This is a genomic window from Streptomyces sp. NPDC004051, assembly GCF_053604275.1.
In genome coordinates this window covers 93354-107331 of record NZ_JBSGHG010000020.1, presented here as the reverse complement: position 1 = coordinate 107331, position 13978 = coordinate 93354, and the positions used below count along the sequence as shown (strand labels likewise).

13 protein-coding genes and 1 pseudogene are annotated in these 13978 nt (G+C 72.0%); 9 read left to right on the top strand and 5 right to left on the bottom strand.

Annotated elements, in window-relative coordinates; all coding sequences use genetic code 11:
- Positions 1 to 129: 129 nt before the first annotated feature.
- Both ACWEQO_RS21235 and ACWEQO_RS21230 read left to right on the top strand, forming a co-directional pair.
- Positions 130 to 918 carry an electron transfer flavoprotein subunit beta/FixA family protein gene (locus ACWEQO_RS21235; protein ID WP_361458694.1) on the top strand — a complete coding sequence of 263 codons (789 nt, stop codon included), beginning with the start codon at positions 130 to 132 and terminating at the stop codon, positions 916 to 918.
- A 62-nt stretch (positions 919 to 980) separates the two neighbouring features.
- A complete protein-coding gene (locus ACWEQO_RS21230; RefSeq protein WP_452984810.1) occupies positions 981 to 1943 on the top strand; it encodes an electron transfer flavoprotein subunit alpha/FixB family protein in 963 nt (320 codons plus the stop codon).
- Positions 1944 to 2043: 100 nt separating this feature from the next.
- Here the strand turns inward: ACWEQO_RS21230 and ACWEQO_RS21225 are convergent, their stop codons facing one another.
- Positions 2044 to 2949: an endonuclease/exonuclease/phosphatase family protein gene (locus tag ACWEQO_RS21225; RefSeq protein ID WP_361458690.1), complete on the bottom strand. Its 906-nt coding sequence runs from the start codon at positions 2947 to 2949 to the stop codon at positions 2044 to 2046.
- Positions 2950 to 3192: 243 nt separating this feature from the next.
- Between ACWEQO_RS21225 and ACWEQO_RS21220 the strand changes: the two genes are divergently transcribed.
- Positions 3193 to 4524 (top strand): DUF6986 family protein, encoded by a 1332-nt coding sequence (locus tag ACWEQO_RS21220; protein WP_361458688.1) that lies wholly within the window; start codon positions 3193 to 3195, stop codon positions 4522 to 4524.
- On the opposite strand, the gene ACWEQO_RS21215 is transcribed toward ACWEQO_RS21220, so the two are convergent.
- Both ACWEQO_RS21215 and ACWEQO_RS21210 read right to left on the bottom strand, forming a co-directional pair.
- A complete protein-coding gene (locus ACWEQO_RS21215; RefSeq protein WP_361458686.1) occupies positions 4430 to 5245 on the bottom strand; it encodes a hypothetical protein in 816 nt (271 codons plus the stop codon). The two genes, ACWEQO_RS21220 and ACWEQO_RS21215, sit on opposite strands and share 95 nt — an antisense overlap.
- 7 nt (positions 5246 to 5252) lie before the next feature.
- Complete coding sequence (locus ACWEQO_RS21210) at positions 5253 to 6329, bottom strand: LacI family DNA-binding transcriptional regulator (RefSeq protein WP_361458684.1); 1077 nt, start codon at positions 6327 to 6329, stop codon at positions 5253 to 5255.
- A 210-nt stretch (positions 6330 to 6539) separates the two neighbouring features.
- Between ACWEQO_RS21210 and ACWEQO_RS21205 the strand changes: the two genes are divergently transcribed.
- The 3 genes from ACWEQO_RS21205 to ACWEQO_RS21195 all read left to right on the top strand — a co-directional run bounded on the left by ACWEQO_RS21205 (position 6540) and on the right by ACWEQO_RS21195 (position 8949).
- The gene (locus tag ACWEQO_RS21205) at positions 6540 to 7493 is read left to right on the top strand and encodes an ROK family protein (protein ID WP_452984809.1); all 954 of its coding nucleotides are present in this window, start codon (positions 6540 to 6542) and stop codon (positions 7491 to 7493) included.
- A gap of 77 nt (positions 7494 to 7570) precedes the next feature.
- On the top strand, positions 7571 to 7768 hold the full coding sequence (locus ACWEQO_RS21200) for a hypothetical protein (protein ID WP_452984808.1): 198 nt from the start codon (positions 7571 to 7573) through the stop codon (positions 7766 to 7768).
- 140 nt (positions 7769 to 7908) lie between these two features.
- Positions 7909 to 8949 (top strand): NUDIX hydrolase, encoded by a 1041-nt coding sequence (locus ACWEQO_RS21195; RefSeq protein WP_361457867.1) that lies wholly within the window; start codon positions 7909 to 7911, stop codon positions 8947 to 8949.
- A gap of 104 nt (positions 8950 to 9053) precedes the next feature.
- Here ACWEQO_RS21195 and ACWEQO_RS21190 read toward each other — a convergent pair whose 3' ends face one another.
- A complete protein-coding gene (locus tag ACWEQO_RS21190; protein ID WP_361457843.1) occupies positions 9054 to 10415 on the bottom strand; it encodes a dipeptidase in 1362 nt (453 codons plus the stop codon).
- A gap of 231 nt (positions 10416 to 10646) precedes the next feature.
- Between ACWEQO_RS21190 and ACWEQO_RS21185 the strand changes: the two genes are divergently transcribed.
- The gene (locus ACWEQO_RS21185) at positions 10647 to 11900 is read left to right on the top strand and encodes a geranylgeranyl reductase family protein (RefSeq protein ID WP_361457840.1); all 1254 of its coding nucleotides are present in this window, start codon (positions 10647 to 10649) and stop codon (positions 11898 to 11900) included.
- On the opposite strand, the gene ACWEQO_RS21180 is transcribed toward ACWEQO_RS21185, so the two are convergent.
- Positions 11890 to 12345 carry a nitroreductase/quinone reductase family protein gene (locus ACWEQO_RS21180; RefSeq protein ID WP_361457837.1) on the bottom strand — a complete coding sequence of 152 codons (456 nt, stop codon included), beginning with the start codon at positions 12343 to 12345 and terminating at the stop codon, positions 11890 to 11892. The two genes, ACWEQO_RS21185 and ACWEQO_RS21180, sit on opposite strands and share 11 nt — an antisense overlap.
- A 155-nt stretch (positions 12346 to 12500) precedes the next feature.
- Here ACWEQO_RS21180 and ACWEQO_RS21175 point away from each other — a divergent pair, with 155 nt between their 5' ends.
- On the top strand, positions 12501 to 13199 hold the full coding sequence (locus tag ACWEQO_RS21175) for a TetR/AcrR family transcriptional regulator (protein WP_452984807.1): 699 nt from the start codon (positions 12501 to 12503) through the stop codon (positions 13197 to 13199).
- Between the two features lie 362 nt (positions 13200 to 13561).
- Positions 13562 to 13978 (top strand): annotated as a pseudogene (locus ACWEQO_RS21170) (hypothetical protein); the annotation flags it as partial.

Genomic DNA, 13978 nt, shown 5'->3' with positions numbered 1-13978 from the left:
AACTGGGTGTACTGGCGAGTAATATTTCGTTGGGAAGAGTGCTTCGCCCCGATCGGGAACGGCCGTTTGAGGCGCTTATGCTGCCTGAAGGCAGGCAGCCAGAAATGACGATGCAGTAGGAGAGCCGGCGTGAGCTTGAGGATCGTTGTCACCGTGAAGTATGTGCCCGACGCCACGGGCGACCGGCACTTCGCCGATGACCTGACCGTCGACCGCGACGACGTGGACGGTCTGCTCTCCGAGCTGGACGAGTACGCGGTCGAGCAGGCGCTGCAGATCTCGGAGAACTCCGACGACGACGTGGAGATCACCGTGCTGACGGTGGGCCCGGAGGACGCCAAGGACGCGCTGCGCAAGGCGCTGTCGATGGGCGCCGACAAGGCGATCCACGTCGAGGACGACGATCTGCACGGCACCGACGCCATCGGCACCTCGCTGGTGCTGGCCAAGGCGATCGAGAAGGCCGGCTACGACCTGGTGATCTCCGGCATGGCCTCCACCGACGGCGTCATGGGTGTCGTCCCGGCGCTGCTCGCGGAGCGCCTGGGCGTGCCGCAGGTGACGCTGCTGTCGGAGGTGGCCCTCGAGGACGGCACCGTCAAGGGCCGCCGGGACGGCGACGCCGCCACCGAGCAGCTCGAGGCGTCCCTGCCGGCCGTCGTGTCGGTCACCGACCAGTCGGGCGAGGCGCGCTACCCGTCCTTCAAGGGCATCATGGCGGCGAAGAAGAAGCCGGTGACCTCCTGGGACCTGTCCGACCTCGACCTCGAGGCCGACGAGGTCGGCCTGGAGGGCGCCTACACCACGGTCGAGTCGGCGACCGAGCGCCCGGCCCGCAGCGCGGGCACGATCGTCAAGGACGAGGGCGAGGGCGGCAAGCAGCTCGCCGAGTTCCTCGCGAGCCAGAAGTTCGTCTGAGCCACGAGGCTCGAGCTCGCTTCCCGCCCCTCATACTTCGCAAGCAGGAGAGAAGAAGTCCCATGGCTGAAGTTCTCGTCTACGTCGACCACGCGGACGGCGCGGTCCGCAAGCCGACCCTGGAGCTGCTGACGCTGGCCCGCCGCATCGGCGAGCCGGTCGCCGTCGCACTGGGCGACGGCGCCGCCGACACCGCCGCCACGCTGGCCGAGCACGGCGCGGTGAAGGTCCTCACCCACGAGGCTGCCGAGTACGCCGACTACCTGGTCGTACCGAAGGTGGACGCCCTGCAGGCCGCGGTCGCGGCCGTCTCCCCGGCCGCCGTGCTGGTCTCCTCGTCCGCCGAGGGCAAGGAGATCGCGGCCCGCCTCGCGCTGCGCCTGGGCTCGGGCGTCATCACCGACGCCGTCGACCTGGAGGCCGGCGACGAGGGCCCGGTCGCCGTCCAGTCGGTGTTCGCCGCCGCGTTCACCACCCGCTCCCGTGTCTCGAGGGGCACCCCGGTCATCACGGTCAAGCCCAACAGCGCGGCCGTGGAGGCCGCCCCGGCCGCCGGTGCGGTGGAGGCGCTGTCGGTGACCTTCTCCGAGCAGGCGAAGGGCACCAAGGTCGTGGCGCGTACGCCGCGTGAGTCGACGGGCCGTCCGGAGCTGACCGAGGCCGCGATCGTGGTCTCCGGTGGCCGCGGTGTCAACGGTGCGGAGAACTTCGCGGTCATCGAGGCGCTCGCCGACTCCCTCGGCGCGGCCGTGGGCGCCTCGCGTGCCGCGGTGGACGCGGGCTGGTACCCGCACACCAGCCAGGTCGGCCAGACCGGCAAGTCCGTCTCGCCGCAGCTGTACGTCGCCGCCGGTATCTCCGGTGCGATCCAGCACCGGGCGGGCATGCAGACCTCGAAGACGATCGTGGCGGTCAACAAGGACGCCGAGGCCCCGATCTTCGACCTGGTCGACTACGGCGTCGTCGGCGACCTGTTCGACGTCGTCCCGCAGCTCACCGAGGAGATCAAGGCCCGCAAGGGCTGACCGTCCCCGCCGTACGAGGCCCCCACGACCGCACCTCGAGTTCCCGCGGTCGTGGGGGCCTCGGCCTGTCCCGGCGCCTCCTGTTCCGGTGCGGCGCCGGTCATCCCGGGGTCAGTGACGCCTGCACCGGCAGATGGTCGCTCGGGAATCGGCCGTCCAGGGAGAAGGTGTTGATCGAGGCGCGGTGCACCGTGGCGCCGGGCGTGGTCAGGACCCAGTCGATGCGGGCACCGCCCGGCACGAGCGGCCCGTACCCGTGGAACGTGCCGTAGGGCTCGCCCCGGTCGGCCGCCGCGTCCCAGGTGTCGACGAGACCGGCGCCCAGCAGCGTGCCGTACACCGGGTTCCCGTGGGCGGCGACGTTGAAGTCCCCCGTCACGATCACCGGCAGGGAGCGCGCGAGGCCGGCGACGCGCTCGGCGATCAGGGCGGCGGCCCGCTCGCGTGCGTACTGGCTGGCGTTGTCCAGATGGGTGTTGAGGACGTAGAACTCCCGGCCGTCGGCGCGCAGATCGCGGAAGCGGACCCAGGTGACCATGCGGAGGTGGGCGCTGCCCCAGGTGTTCGAGGCGATCGTGTACGGCGTGTCGGACAGCCAGAAGTGGTCGTACTCCAGCGGGGCGAGCCGGCGGGCGTCGTAGAGGACCGCCATGAACTCGTCGCGGCTGCCGCCCGCCCGGCCGGTGCCGATCCAGTCGTAGGACGGCCCCAGATCGGCCTCGATGTCGCGCAGTTGCTGGTGGAGGCCCTCCTGGGTGCCGATGACGTGCGGCCGCTCGCGGCGCAGCAGCCGGCGCGTCACGGGTCTGCGGGAGGCCCAGCTGTGGGGTTCCGCCGTACTCGCGAAGCGCAGGTTGAACGACATGACCTCCAGCGGCCGGTCCGGACGTTCCCGGGCCGAGGCGGGCTCGGGGGACAGTGCTGTGCTGGAGAGCGGAAGTGCGACGGAGGCGGCGAGCGCGGTTTTCAGTCCCAGGCGGCGCGTGACTCGGCTGTGGTTCGGCACAGAAGCTCCTTCGCTGGTGCTGTGCGGCGGTTTCCGGGCGAGTCGGGCGGAGGCGGCGGGTCGGGCGGAGACGGCGAGTACAAACAGTGCCAGAGGGACGTGAACATGCCGAGAAGGTGGAGTGGATCGGGGTGTGAGCGAGGCGTAAGACGGTGTTGACCGGCGCGGAGACCACCCGATAGCTTCGTTGGCCTCGTTCGACGGATTATTGATTCCGTACCGCGGAAGATGGGCGGGTGTGGGATGAGACAGGGCCGGCGGGAGCAGATCGCGACGAGCCTCACCGACGCCGTCGGCGCGGAGATCGGCGCCTTCCTGGCACCCGTCGACGCCGAACTGGCGCGGTGCTACCCCGGAGACCCCGGCACCCGTCAGCCCGTCCACACCGTCTACGTCCCCGGCGACGCCTTCACCGCAGGGACCCTCCGCTCCTGGGGCGACCAGGCCCTGGCCGCGCTCGACGAACACGCCCCGGACGCCGCCTCGTTCGCCGACGCCATCGGGCTGGACCCCGCACTCGCCGAGGACGTGTACGGCCGCGTCCGCGCGAAGCTGGAGCGCGAGCCCGTCGAGGATCTGCGCGTCGACTTCGAGGACGGCTACGGCAACCGCCCCGACGCCGAGGAGGACGAGACCGCCGCCCGCGCGGCCCGGCTGATCGCCGAGGCGTACCGGGACGGCACGGCCGCCCCCTGCATGGGCATCCGGATGAAGTGCCTCGAGGCCGCCGTGCGCGACCGGGGCATCCGTACCCTCGACATCTTCCTCACCGGCCTGGCCGAGGCCGGCCCACTGCCCGCGGGACTGGTGCTGACACTGCCCAAGGTCACCTGCCCCGAACAGGTCACCGCCATGGTGCGGCTCCTCGAGGCGTTCGAGAAGGCGCGCGGCCTCGAGCCCGGCCGGCTCGGCTTCGAGATCCAGATCGAGACCAGCCAGGCCGTCCTCGCCGCCGACGGCACCGCCACCGTCGCCCGGATGATCCAGGCCGCCGAAGGCCGCGCCACCGCACTGCACTACGGCACCTTCGACTACAGCGCCTGCCTCGGTGTCTCCGCGGCCCACCAGGCCAGTGACCATCCGGCCGCCGACCATGCCAAGGCCGTCATGCAGGTCGCCGCCGCGGGCACCGGCGTACGCCTCTCGGACGGCTCCACCAACGTCCTGCCCGTCGGTCCGACCGCACAGGTCCACGCGGCCTGGCGGCTGCACCACCGCCTCACCCGCCGCGCCCTCGTCCGTGCCTACCACCAGGGCTGGGACATGCACCCCGGGCACCTCCCCACCCGTTACGCGGCCGTCTTCTCCTTCTACCGCGAGGGCTTCGAGCAGGCCGCCGCCCGGCTCGCCCGGTACGTCGCCCGGACCGCCGGGGACGTCATGGACGAGCCCGCCACCGCGAAGGCCCTCGCCGGCCACCTGCTGCGCGGACTGGACTGCGGCGCCCTGGACCTCGCCGAGGTGGTGCGGGCGACCGGCCTCACCCGCGCCGGCCTGCAGGGCTTCGCGTCCCCGTCCTCCGGGACCCCACGTACCGCTCCAGACCCGACGCCGTCACCAGGTGCTCCTCGGTGAACACCCGCGTGCCCCGCGCGCACAGCAGCCGGTCGGCACGGGCCCGCGCGCTGAACTGTTCGGCGGAGACGCCGAACAGTTCCCGCAACCTCCTCGATCCCATGAGGAGTCCGGTGAGCAGGGGGCGCTGCCCGCAGTGGGTGCGCGGGGCCCCGGTGCCGTCGTGGAGGACGCCGTGCCGGTTGACGTAGGCGTGGGCTCCGGGGAGCGGGGTGCCGTCGGGCAGTTCCACGCGGACGTCGGGTGCGGGCAGCCAGGCGCGGTCGTAGTTGCCGTCCGGCAGCGGCACGCCCTCGCTCGCGTCGATCGCCGAGAGCTGCTCGGCGTCGAGCCAGATCACGAACAACTCCCGTTCGACACCAGGGGCCTTGACCGGGGAAGCCGACACATAGCCCATCCGGCTCACATGCGCCGAGACGCCCACGTCGACACCGGTCGTCCGGGCCCGCACCATGGGGACGGGCGAGGAGATCCCGGACCGGGCCACCTTGTGGCGCAACTGGCCGGGGCTGGCGTTGGAGCCGAAGGCGAGGACGGGCGCCCGGTCCTCGTGGACCAGGCGGTCCAGCGGCAGCAGCCGGTCCCCGTCGAGCAACACCGACTCCCGTGGCCACGGCCCCGGATACAGCAACGGATGCTCGCGCGGCGCCTCGGCCAGGCCCAGGGCCCGCAGGGTGCTTCCTGCGGGGCCCGGGTCGCCGGTGCGCTCCTCGGTGGACACCGCGGGCTCACTCCCTCGGGGGCAGCTCGCCGGAGCCGCGTGTGATCAGCCTGGTCGGCAGCTCGATGCGCTCGGGGGCGCGCAGAGTGCCGTCCAGTTGGCGGAAGAGGCGCTCGGCCGCGGTCCGGCCGAGGGCCGCCGCGTCCTGGGCGACGACCGTGACACCCGGCTGGAGCAGATCGGCGAGTTCGATGTCGTCGAAGCCGACGAGCGCGACCTGACGGGACTGCTCGGCCAGGACCCGGATCACGGTGACGGTCACCCGGTTGTTGCCCGCGAAGACCGCGGTGACCGGGGCCGGGCGGGAGAGCATCTCCTCGGTGGCCCGGCGCACCCGCTCGGGGTCGGTGACGCCGAGGGAGATCCAGGAGTCCTCCACCTGTATGCCCGCGTCCTCCATGGCGGCGCGGTAGCCGCGCAGCCGCTCGGAGGCGGTGTGGATGCCGGGCATGTCACCGATGAAACCGATTCTCCGGTGCCCGTGGGCGATCAGATGCGCCACGCCGTCACGGGCGCCGCCGAAGTTGTCCGAGAGGACGACGTCGGCGTCGATGCGGCCGGCCGGCCGGTCCACGAAGACCGTGGCGACGCCCGCCTTGAGTTCCGGTTCCAGATACCGGTGGTCGTCACCGGCCGGAATCACCACCAGCCCGTCCACCCGGCGGGCGCACAGCGCCAGCACCAGCTCCTGCTCGCGGTCGGCGTCCTCCGCGCTGGAACCGTTGATCAGCAGCGCGCCGTGCGCGCGGGCCACCTCCTCGACCGCCCGGCTCAGCGGACCGTAGAACGGGTCCGCGAGATCCTCCAGGACCAGGCCGACACTGGCGGTGCTGCCCTTGCGGAGCACCCGGGCGCTGTCGTTGCGGCGGAAACCGAGGGCGTCGATGGACTCCTGCACCCGGCGCTCCGTCTCCGGCGTGACCCCGGGTTCGCCGTTGACCACCCGGGAGACCGTCTTCAGGCCGACCCCGGCGCGGGCCGCCACGTCCTTCATGGTCGGACGGTTGCCGTAACGGGATCCTGCGAGGCGGTGGGTGCGGCGGGGCGTCTCCGGCACGGTGCGGTGTCCTGTCCTGTCGGCCACGGGATGTGTGGATCCATGGGCTTGTATGAGGATGTGGCGTCGAGCATAGAGCCTGGACAACGTTGTCAAGCTCGGGGAAACTGTCCACCGCGCACTCCGGCCCGCAGACCACCGCGAGATCGAGGTGTGGCTCACCCTGTGCGACGGTTCCTGGCCGGGCACGGGTCGTTCCGGCGCGTTTTCCATGGTTGACGGGGAGATCCGACACTGATGCACACCGACCTCGTGGCGGCGCTCGACATCGGCGGCACCAAGATCGCCGGCGCACTGGTGGACGGCCACGGCCGGATCCTGGTCCGTGCCCAGCGGCCGACACCCGCCGGTGAGGACGGCGACACCGTGATGCGGGAGGTCGGGGCGGTGCTGGCGGAGCTCGGCGCGTCCCCGCTGTGGGGGAGGGCGGGCGCGGTCGGCATCGGAAGCGCGGGCCCCGTGGACGCCTCGGCGGGCACCGTGAGCCCGGTGAACGTGCCCGGCTGGCGCGACTACCCGCTGGTCGCCGGGGTCCGGGCGGCGACCGGCGGGCTGCCCGTGGAACTGATCGGCGACGGTGTGGCGATCACCGCGGCCGAACACTGGCAGGGCGCCGCCCGCGGCCATGACAACGCGCTGTGCATGGTCGTCTCGACCGGGGTCGGCGGCGGACTGGTGCTGGGCGGGCGGTTGCACCCCGGGCCGACCGGCAACGCGGGCCACATCGGCCACATCAGTGTGGATCTCGACGGTGACCCGTGTCCGTGCGGCTCGCGCGGTTGCGTGGAACGCATCGCGAGCGGCCCCAACATCGCCCGCCGGGCCCTGGAGAACGGCTGGCGCCCCGGGCCGGACGGCGACACCTCCGCCGCCGCGGTGGCCGCCGCCGCCCGGGCCGGGGACCCGGTGGCCGTGGCGTCGTTCGCCCGGGCCGCGCGGGCACTGGCCGCCGGTATCGCGGCCACCGCGACCCTCGTGGAGATCGACATCGCCGTGGTCGGCGGGGGAGTGGGCAAGGCGGGCGAGGTCCTCCTCGCGCCTCTGCGGCAAGCCCTGACCGAGTACGCGACCCTTTCCTTCGTCCAGCGGCTCGTGGTGACACCGGCGCAGATGGGCACCGACGCCGGCCTGGTGGGCGCGGCGGCCGCGGCGCTGGCGAAGCTGAAGGACCCGGCCGCCGCGGGCGTCTGAGGGCGGCCGGCCGTGCGTCTCACGCCGTATTCGCCGTGCCGCGTGACCCCGAGGGGGTTTCGGCCGTTGAGCCCGGCATGAAGAAGCGCAGCATGCTCGCCATCGCCTCCCTCGCCACCGGCTTCGTCGTCGCGGCGGTCACCCCCTCGCACGCGCTCGCCGAGAGCCTCGACGGCCTCCCCGCCGGCGACGCCCTCAGCGCCCTCGACCGGACCGTCGCCGACGAGAGTCAGGTCCTCGGTGCCGTCGACGACGACCGGGAGGCCAGGGGCTGACGGGCCCCACCGCGAAATCCACGGCGCCGACGCCCCCTTCCGGGGCGTCGGCGCCGTCGGTGTGCGTTCTCAACTGGGGCTGGTTTCCGTGGCAGGGTGGAGCGGGCAAGCCACAGGGGGCCAACAGAAGAGGGGGAACCGTGATCGTCTGGATCAACGGTGCGTTCGGTGCGGGGAAGACGACGACCGCACGGGAACTGATCGAACTGATCCCGAACAGCGCGCTCTTCGACCCCGAGGTGGTCGGCGGGGCGCTGGGCCATCTGCTTCCGCCCAAACACCTCGCCGAGGTCGGCGACTACCAGGACCTTCCCATCTGGCGCCGCCTGGTGATAGACACGGCGGCGGCGATGCTCGCCGAACTCGGCGGGACCCTCGTCGTTCCGATGACCCTGCTGAGACAGGAGTACCGGGACGAGATCTTCGGCGGCCTCGCGGCCCGCCGCATTCCGGTCCGGCATGTTCTCCTCGCTCCGGCGGAAACGATCCTGCGCGAGCGGATAGCAGGCCGGGAGGTCCCACCGGACCTCCCGGACGGCGAGATGCGGGTACGGCAGTGGTCCTACGACCACATCGAGCCGTACCGGGCGGCCCTGGCCTCCTGGCTCACCGCCGACGCCTACCCGGTCGACACCGGCCCGCTGACTCCGTACGCCACCGCCGTCCGCATCGCCGAGGCGGTCGGCAACGGAGAGGTGCCCGCCTGCGACATCGTGCAGACGCCCGAGCCGACCGCCGAGACCGTGGCCGCCGGTGTCCTCCTCTTCGACGAGCGGGACAGGGTGCTTCTCGTCGACCCGACCTACAAGCCGGGCTGGGAGTTCCCGGGCGGGGTCGTCGAGCCCGGGGAGGCACCCGCGCGGGCGGGCATGCGCGAGGTCGCCGAGGAGACCGGGATCCGCCTCGACGACGTGCCGGCACTGCTCGTCGTCGACTGGGAACCACCCGCGCCGCCCGCCTACGGCGGTCTGCGTCTGCTCTTCGACGGCGGTCGTCTGGATGCCGCCGACGCCACGCGGCTGCTGCTGCCCGGCCCCGAACTGCGCGACTGGCGCTTCGTCTCCGAGACGGAGGCCGCCGACATGCTGCCCCCGGTGCGCTACGAGCGCCTCTGCCGCGCCCTGCGGGCACGGGAACGCGGGAAGGCCATGTACCTGGAGGCGGGGATACCGGTCGGCTGAGGAGCCCAGGAGCCCAGGAGCCCAGGAGCGGCGCGGCCGCCGTGCGTGTGTCCGGATCCGTGCACGGCGGCCGCGCGGCAGAAGGGCGGACGGGCCCGGCGGGATCAGCTCACGGCGGCCGCGTAGTTGCGCAGGAACAGCGCCTCCGTGACCGACAGCCGCTCCAGTTCGTCGGGGGAGACGCTCTCGTTGACCGCGTGGATCTGGGCCTCCGGCTCGCTCAGCCCGATGAGGAGGATCTCCGCCTGCGGGTAGAGCGCCCCGAGGGTGCTGCACAGCGGGATCGAGCCGCCCTGACCGGCGTAACTCATCTCCTGGCCCGGGTACGCGACCGCCATCGCGTCGGCCATGGCCCGGTAGGCCGGGCTGGTGGTGTCGGCGCGGAACGCCTGGCCCTGCCCGACCTGCTCGGTGCTCACCCGCGCACCCCACGGCGTGTGCGCCTCCAGGTGCGCCCGGAGCAGCTTGGTCGCCTCTGCCGCGTCCACACCCGGCGGCACGCGCAGGCTGATCAGCGCGCGGGCGCTCGCCTGCACGGACGGGGTGGCGCCGACGACCGGCGGGCAGTCGATGCCGAGGACGGTGACGGCCGGGCGGGCCCAGATACGGTCGGCGACCGTGCCGGAGCCGATCAGGTCCACGCCGTCGAGCACCTTGGCGTCCCTGCGGAACTGCTCGTCGTCGTACTGCAGTCCGTCCCACGTGCCGTCACCGGTCAGCCCGTCGACGGTGGTGCCGCCGTCCTCGGCGCGCAACGAGTCCAGGACGCGGACCAGGGCGGCCAGGGCGTCGGGGGCGGCACCGCCGAACTGCCCCGAGTGCAGGTTGCCCTCGAGGGTGTCGATCCGCAGCCGCACGAGCGTCATGCCGCGCAGGGTGGCGGTCACCGTCGGCAGACCGGCACGGAAGTTGCCGCTGTCACCGATGACGACGGCGTCGGCCGCCAGGAGCTCGGGGTGCTGCTCGGCGTACCGCTCCAGGCCGCCGGTGCCCTGCTCCTCCGACCCCTCGGCGATCACCTTGACGTTGACGGGCACACCGCCGTCGGCCTTGAGCGCGCGCAGGGCCAGCAGATGCATGAGCACGCCGCCCTTGCAGTCGGCGGCCCCGCGCCCGTACCAGCGGCCGTCCCGCTCGGTCAGCTCGAACGGCGGGCTGTCCCAGCCCGCCTCGTCCAGGGGCGGCTGCACGTCGTAGTGGGCGTACAGGAGCACCGTCTTCGCGCCCTCGGGGCCGGGGAGGTAGCCGTACACCGACTGGGTCCCGTCCGGGGTGTCGAGGAGGGCCACGTCCTGGAACCCCTCGGCGGTGAGCGCGTCCGCGACCCAGCGCGCGGCGCCCTCGCTCTCACTGCGCGGGAACTGGTCGAAGTCCGCCACCGACCTGAAGGCCACCAGTTCGGCGAGTTCCTCCTTCGCCCGGGGCATCAGCGAGGCGACGGTCACGGCGACCGGATTCGACGACATGGGCACGCTCCTTGTGGGTGCGACGTTGTACGGATGCGTACTTTCGTGTGCGGGAGGGTCATTCGGCACGGACGGGACCCTTGTACGGGGCATCCATGCCGTCCGATCCTCCCACAGCGGCCTCGAGTGATCGTCGCCGTAGTATGCGGGAGACAGACGGGGTGCCCCCTGCTCGAGCGGAGCCGAGAGCCTGGGGGAGGCAGGCGGCTGGATCGGGAGCAGCAGACCATCGTGAGCAGCGAGAACTCTTCGGCGGACGACGCGCGGCAGGTATGGGACGTCGTCGTGGTGGGCGCGGGACCCGCGGGGGCCTCGGCCGCCTACGCGGCGGCGGTCGCGGGGCGGCGCGTGCTGCTGCTGGAGAAAGCGGACCTGCCGCGCTACAAGACCTGCGGCGGCGGCATCATCGGCCCCTCGCGCGACTCGCTGCCCCCCGGCTTCGAACTTCCGCTGAAGGACCGCGTGCACGCGGTGACGTTCTCCCACAACGGCCGCTTCACCCGTACCCGCCGGTCGCGGCAGATGCTGTTCGGGCTGATCAACCGGCCTGAGTTCGACCAGCAGCTGGTGGAGCACGCGCAGAAGGCGGGCGCCGAGGTGCGGACCGGCGTCGCCGTGCAGCGGGTCGAACAGCATGGCTCGGCCGTGCCGGACCGCCGCACGGTCGCCCTCGTCCTGCAGGGCGGTGAGACCGTGCTCGCGCGGGCCGTGGTCGGCGCGGACGGCAGCGCCGGCCGGATAGGAGCTCACGTCGGGGTCAAGGTCGACCAGGTCGACCTGGGGCTGGAGGCGGAGATCCCGGTTCCGGAGACCGTCGCCGAGGACTGGAAGGGGCGGGTGCTCATCGACTGGGGCCCGATGCCCGGCAGTTACGGATGGGTCTTCCCCAAGGGGGACACGCTGACCGTCGGTGTGATCTCGCGGCGGGGCGAAGGCGCGGCGACCAAGCGGTACTTGGAGGACTTCATCGGACGGCTCGGCCTCGCCGGCTTCGAACCGAGCATCTCCTCCGGCCACTTGACCCGCTGCCGCGCTGACGACTCGCCGCTCTCACGCGGCCGGGTGCTCGTCTGCGGGGACGCCGCCGGACTGCTGGAACCCTGGACCCGTGAGGGCATCTCCTTCGCGCTGCGCTCGGGCCGGCTGGCGGGGGAGTGGGCGGTGCGTATCGCCGAGGCGCACGACGCCGTGGACACGCGCCGGCAGGCGCTGAACTACGCTTTCGCGGTCAAGGCGGGACTCGGGGTCGAGATGAGCGTCGGCAAGCGGATGCTGGCCGCGTTCGAACGGCGTCCCGGGGTGTTCCACGCCGTCCTCACCGGCTTCCGCCCCGCCTGGAAGGCGTTCCGGGACATCACGCGCGGGGCGACGACACTGGGCGAACTGGTCCGCACCCATCCGCTGGCCCACCGCGCCATGACCGCGCTGGACCGGCGTCCCACGGGCGGCGGGTCCGACTCCGGGGGCGCGTCCGTCAGTTCGTGACCGTGATCCGGAAGACCGGGTGGTCGGGGGCGGACGCGACGATCTCCTCGTCGGAGGACTCGGCGGTGACCCCCTGGAAGTACTGGTTCACCTCCCAGCCCCACTTCTTCAGGTAGGTCCGCAGGATCGGGAGCTTCTCCTCGTCGGGAAGCTCCACCGCGGTGAAGGAGCGGACCTTGCGTCCGACGCGCAGTTCCCCGCCCCCGGCAGCGCGCATGTTGCGCACCCACTGGGAGTGGCCGCGCGCCGAGACCAGGTACTGCGTGCCCTCCCAGAGGTGCGGGTTGACCGGGATGCGCTGCATCCGTCCGCTCTTGCGGCCGCGGACGGACATCTCGGCGGCGCCGGCGAGGCTGATCCCGTGCCGGGCCAGCCGGCCGATGACGCTGTTGAACCGGACGGTCAGGGGACCGCTCTTGCGGTAGTAGGGCGTTGACGACGACATCGGTGACCTCCGGTCGGAATGGCGTGGAGAGCGACGCTCTCTTTTGTGAGCACTGCTCTCATCGTGTCCTCAGTCTGCATGGCTTCGGCACGAGAAATCAAGAGCACTGCTCTCTTTTGTGTGCACTGCTCTGGGCTCGTGGGACACTGATGCGCATGAGCAGCACTGCACACGGGGCCCGTGCCCGAGCCAGGCTCGAAGTCACCGAGGCCATCAAGGAGGCCGCCCGCGGACAGCTCGCGGCGGAAGGCGCCGCCAAGCTCTCGCTGCGGGCCGTGGCCCGCGAACTCGGTATGGCCTCCTCCGCGATGTACCGGTACTTCCCGAGCCGCGACGACCTGCTGACCGCGCTCATCATCGACGCCTACGACTCCCTCGGCGACGCCGTGGACGCGGCCCATGAGGCGGTCGCCGGCACCGCACCGACCCGGCGCTGGATCGCGGTCTGCGAGGGCGCGCGTGACTGGGCGCTCGGGCACCCGCACGAGTACGCGCTGATCTACGGGTCGCCGGTGCCCGGATACAGCGCGCCGAAGACCACCGTCCCGGCCGCCGCTCGTGTGGCCTTCCTGCTCAGGGGCGTCCTGCGGGACGCGGAGCGCGACTCCGCACTGGCGAAACCCCCGCTTCCGGGCGGGCTGCGGCCGGAGGCCGAGCGGATGGCCGCCGACTTCGCGCCGGACCTCCCTCCGGAGGTGGTGGTGGCCATGGTGGCGGCCTGGGCCGAGCTGTACGGACTGATCGGGTTCGAGCTGTTCGGGCAGTTCCACCTGGTCGTGGAGGACCGCGAGACGTTCTTCCGGCACGCGGTGGGCCGGCTGGCCCACTCCGTGGGTCTGCCGACAGAGACGTAGCGGCCCGGCCCGGAGGAACTCCTGGGCGTGGCGCGGTCCGTGGCCGCGGGGGACGTGCTGCTCTGTCCGGGGTGACCCGGTGTCTGATCGACGGGTTCGAGGCCCGCTCCGAGAAACCGGCCGCGACCGGGCACAACTGGCCTTCCTGGAATGCGAGTCGGGCCTGAGGCGGCCGGGCCGGCACGGAGCCGTCGCCGCTCCGTCAACACTCCCCGGTACGCCGTCGGGGTGAAGCCGTAACCCGTGTGAACGCCTCGAATGGTGAGAGCGGCTCTTATGACTGACGGTTAATCACGTCGGGGCCCGGTCAATCGTGCTGGCTAGGTGTCAGCAGCCGGGCGGACCGACGGAAGGACAGTCAGATGCGCTCTGCCCGCACGCTGCTCGCCACCGCGACGGCCACCGCGGCCCTCGTGGTCGGGGCGCCCGCAGCTTTTGCCGCCCACATGGGCGACTGGGACCACGACAAGCCTTCCTACAGCAAGGAGCACGAGGAGGACGGCAGCCACGACGAGGACGACTACGAGAAGAAGCCGTACGGCGGAGTGCACACCGGTGGCGGCGCTCTCACCGCTGTGGGCGAGGACGACGGCGGCTACAAGGACGAGAAGGACGACGGCGAGTACAAGGGCGAGGAGGACGAGGGCGACTACAAGAAGGGCGACAAGGGCGACGAGTACAAGAACGACAAGGGCGACGAGTACAAGAACGACAAGGGCGACGAGTACAAGAACGACAAGGACGACGAGTACAAGAACGACAAGGACGACGAGTACAAG

Bases quoted from the DNA above. Each gene is read 5' to 3' on its own strand.
- ACWEQO_RS21220 (WP_361458688.1), top strand. From the start codon at position 3,193: ATGAGACAGGGCCGGCGGGAGCAGATCGCGACGAGCCTCACCGACGCC.
- ACWEQO_RS21180 (WP_361457837.1), bottom strand. From the start codon at position 12,345: ATGTCGTCGTCAACGCCCTACTACCGCAAGAGCGGTCCCCTGACCGTC.
- ACWEQO_RS21230 (WP_452984810.1), top strand. From the start codon at position 981: ATGGCTGAAGTTCTCGTCTACGTCGACCACGCGGACGGCGCGGTCCGC.
- ACWEQO_RS21200 (WP_452984808.1), top strand. From the start codon at position 7,571: ATGAAGAAGCGCAGCATGCTCGCCATCGCCTCCCTCGCCACCGGCTTC.
- ACWEQO_RS21175 (WP_452984807.1), top strand. From the start codon at position 12,501: ATGAGCAGCACTGCACACGGGGCCCGTGCCCGAGCCAGGCTCGAAGTC.
- ACWEQO_RS21190 (WP_361457843.1), bottom strand. From the start codon at position 10,415: ATGTCGTCGAATCCGGTCGCCGTGACCGTCGCCTCGCTGATGCCCCGG.
- ACWEQO_RS21205 (WP_452984809.1), top strand. From the start codon at position 6,540: ATGCACACCGACCTCGTGGCGGCGCTCGACATCGGCGGCACCAAGATC.